Source organism: Corallococcus sp. AB049A (assembly GCF_003668885.1).
Lineage (GTDB): Bacteria > Myxococcota > Myxococcia > Myxococcales > Myxococcaceae > Corallococcus > Corallococcus interemptor.
In genome coordinates, this window is record NZ_RAWL01000675.1 from 1 (window position 1) to 2,775 (window position 2,775).

2 protein-coding genes are annotated in these 2,775 nt (G+C 70.5%); both read right to left on the minus strand.

Annotated features, from left to right (window positions below; all coding sequences use genetic code 11):
- Positions 1 to 1,695: chemotaxis protein CheA (locus D7X55_RS38130; protein ID WP_147470382.1), on the minus strand; the 1,695-nt coding region annotated here is incomplete at its 3' end.
- 408 nt (positions 1,696 to 2,103) lie between these two features.
- Positions 2,104 to 2,505: a cupin domain-containing protein gene (locus D7X55_RS38135; RefSeq protein WP_121725605.1), complete on the minus strand. Its 402-nt coding sequence runs from the start codon at positions 2,503 to 2,505 to the stop codon at positions 2,104 to 2,106.
- Positions 2,506 to 2,775 lie beyond the last annotated feature (270 nt).

A 2,775-nucleotide genomic window follows, 5' to 3' on the forward strand; every position in this document is an offset into this window, starting at 1 on the left:
TTCCAGGGGGGCGGGAGGGCTGACGGCGGATTCGGAGGCGTGGAGGACGGCCCTGCGCACCAGCGCGGGCGTGTCCAGCAAGAGCCCCACCCGGCCGTCACCCAGGATGGTGGAGCCGGAGATGCCGGGGATGCCCTGGAAGAGGCGCCCCAGGGGCCGGATGACCCGCTGGCCATCCCCCTGGAGCTCATCCACCGCCAGCCCGATGACGCCGTCCGGATGCTTGAGGACGACCACGTTCTCCCGGGCCGGCACGTCCCCGCCCAGGCTGAACACCTGCCGCAGCCGCAGGTACGGCAGGGGCTGGCCCCGCAGCGACAGCACACCGGACGCGTCCAAAGTGCGCGACTGGACGGGGACCTCCATGCACTCCTGCACGCTCTCGATGGGGACGACGTAGACCTGGTCCCCCACGCCCATGGCGAAGCCCTGGATGACGGCGAGCGTGAGCGGCAGCCGCAAGGTCAACGTGGTGCCCTGCCCCTCCTGGCTCTGGATGGCCACGGAGCCGCGCAGGGCCTCGATGTCCCGGCGCACCACGTCCATGCCCACGCCGCGGCCGGACAGCTCCGTCACCTCGGTGGCCGTGGAGAAGCCGGGCTCGAAGACGAGGCGCAACAGCTCGTCGTCGCGCAGGCGCTCGGGCGCGGCCACCAGCCCCCTCTGCCGCGCGCGCTCGCGCACCCGTTCCCGCTGGATGCCCCGGCCGTCGTCGGACAGCTCCACCACCACGCTGCCCGCGTCATGGTAGGCCCTCAGGCGCAGGCGGCCCCGGGGGTCCTTGCCCGCGGCGCGCCGCTCATCCGGCGTCTCGAGGCCGTGGTCCAGGGCGTTGCGCAACAGGTGCAGGAGCGGGTCCCGCAGCGCGTCCAGCACCGCGGTGTCCAGCGTGGCGTCCTCACCCTCCAGCTCCAGCTGGGCCAGCTTCTGCTGGGAGCGGGCCAGGTCGCGCACGGTGCGCAGGTGCTGACGGAACAGCGGCCCCACCGGGACCATCCGCGCCTTCATCACCTCTTCCTGGAGCGCCTCGAAGAGCGGATCCATCTCCCGCTGCTGGGTGAGCGCGTCCTCCCAGCTGGCGCCCATCTCCTCCGCGCGCGACAGGAACTGCGCCATCCGCCCGCGCGCCACGGACAGCTCCGCGGTGAGCGTGACGATGCGGTCCAGGCGCTCCATGTCCATGCGAACGCGGCTGCGCGACGTGCTCCGCGCCTCCGGCACGCGCGGCAGCGGCAGGCCGGCGGGCAGCGGCAGCGCCTCCGTGGGGGCGCCCGCGACGATGCCCTCGCGAAGCTTCGAGAGGTGGAGCTGGTGCACCGCTTCCAGCGAGCCCGCGCCCGCGCCCGCGAGCGACGCCTGGTACAGCTCACGCAGGTGGTCCACCGCGACCAGCAGCAGCGACACCCGCGTTTCGTCCAGCGCGATGCGCCCGTCGAGCAGCGCCTGGAGCAGGTCCTCCACCCCGTGCGTGTAGTCCGTCACGGCCTGGAAGCCGAGCGACGCCGCCGCGCCCTTCAGCGTGTGCGCCGCGCGCAGGATGGCCGGGAGCAACCCGTCCGTGGGCGAGACCTCCAGCACGAGGAGGTTCTCTTCCATGGAGGAGACCAGCCCCTCCGCCTCGTCCGCGAAGACGGCCAGCACCTTCTGCCATTCCGCGGCGGTCTCTGACGGGATGTCCCCCGGGTCCGAGGTCAACTGCCGCCCCTCGGGCGAAGAGACGCTGGCACACGCAAGGAGATGGGTGGAGGGAGTTTCAAGGACACGGACGCACGCCCCCCTTCCTCAGGATGCAAGGCATTGCCGTGAAGGTGGGCCGCCCCCCGGCGAGGAATGTTTCGACAAGTCAACAGTATCGAAACAATCTCAGAGACACAACCGCACTGGCGATTTCACGCACAGTCGGAATCAGCAGGGAAGCGTGGCACGATTTCCAGACAGGACGTCCCAGGTCGGACGCGCAGCGGCCCCGGATGGAGCATGTCTCATCTGTCACGAGTTGCATGTTTCAATCCCATCCACATCCAACACACCGCGTCCTGTCCGTTCGGACAGGGTGCCGCACGCCTGCGCCGGGTTAAGACAGACACCCGGCGCGGCCATGCGCTACTGGAGCGAGGGCTGGGCCGGCTCCTCCTCTGCCTGCTTGCTGGCCACGGCGTAGTCCTCGGCGCCGGTGAAGTCGACGACGCGGCAGGGCTCATCCCCCACGACCCAGGCGTCGTGCCCCGACGGGATGAAGGCGACGTCGCCCGGCTCCAGGTCCAGCTCCTGCCCGTCGTTCATCCGGATGTGCAGGCGTCCGGACAGGACGCTCAAGGTGTGGACCACCTCGCAGCTCTCCGTGTTCGCGATGGGCTTCACGTGTTCCGACCACCGCCAGCCCGGTTCGAAGTAGCCGCGTCCGATGCTGAGCGCTCCCATGTTCAGGACGGAAGCCTCTCCGTGCGACACGAAGGGCCGGCGCTCGTCCGCCTCGCCGGCCTTCTTGATGATGGCGCGTGCCATGGTGCAATCCCTTCCGGTGAATGGGTCCCAGGGAGGAATCTGGGGGCCCCTGGGACTGGAGGAAAGGGTCGGGGCCCGGACGCGGGCGGTGGACCGGAGCACGGGGTGTAGCGCCCGTCTCCACCTCCGTACCTTGGTGCCGCAAAACGGTCCCGAGGGAGTCCAGCCATGCGCCCAATGTCGCGCCTTGTCCTGTGGGCATGTCTGCTCATCGCGCAGGGATGCCGCTCGCATCACGAGCCGCCCCCTTCGCCTCCACCCACGCCGCCC

Coding starts and splice junctions, on each gene's coding strand:
- D7X55_RS38135 (WP_121725605.1), bottom strand. CDS start 2,505: ATGGCACGCGCCATCATCAAGAAGGCCGGCGAGGCGGACGAGCGCCGG.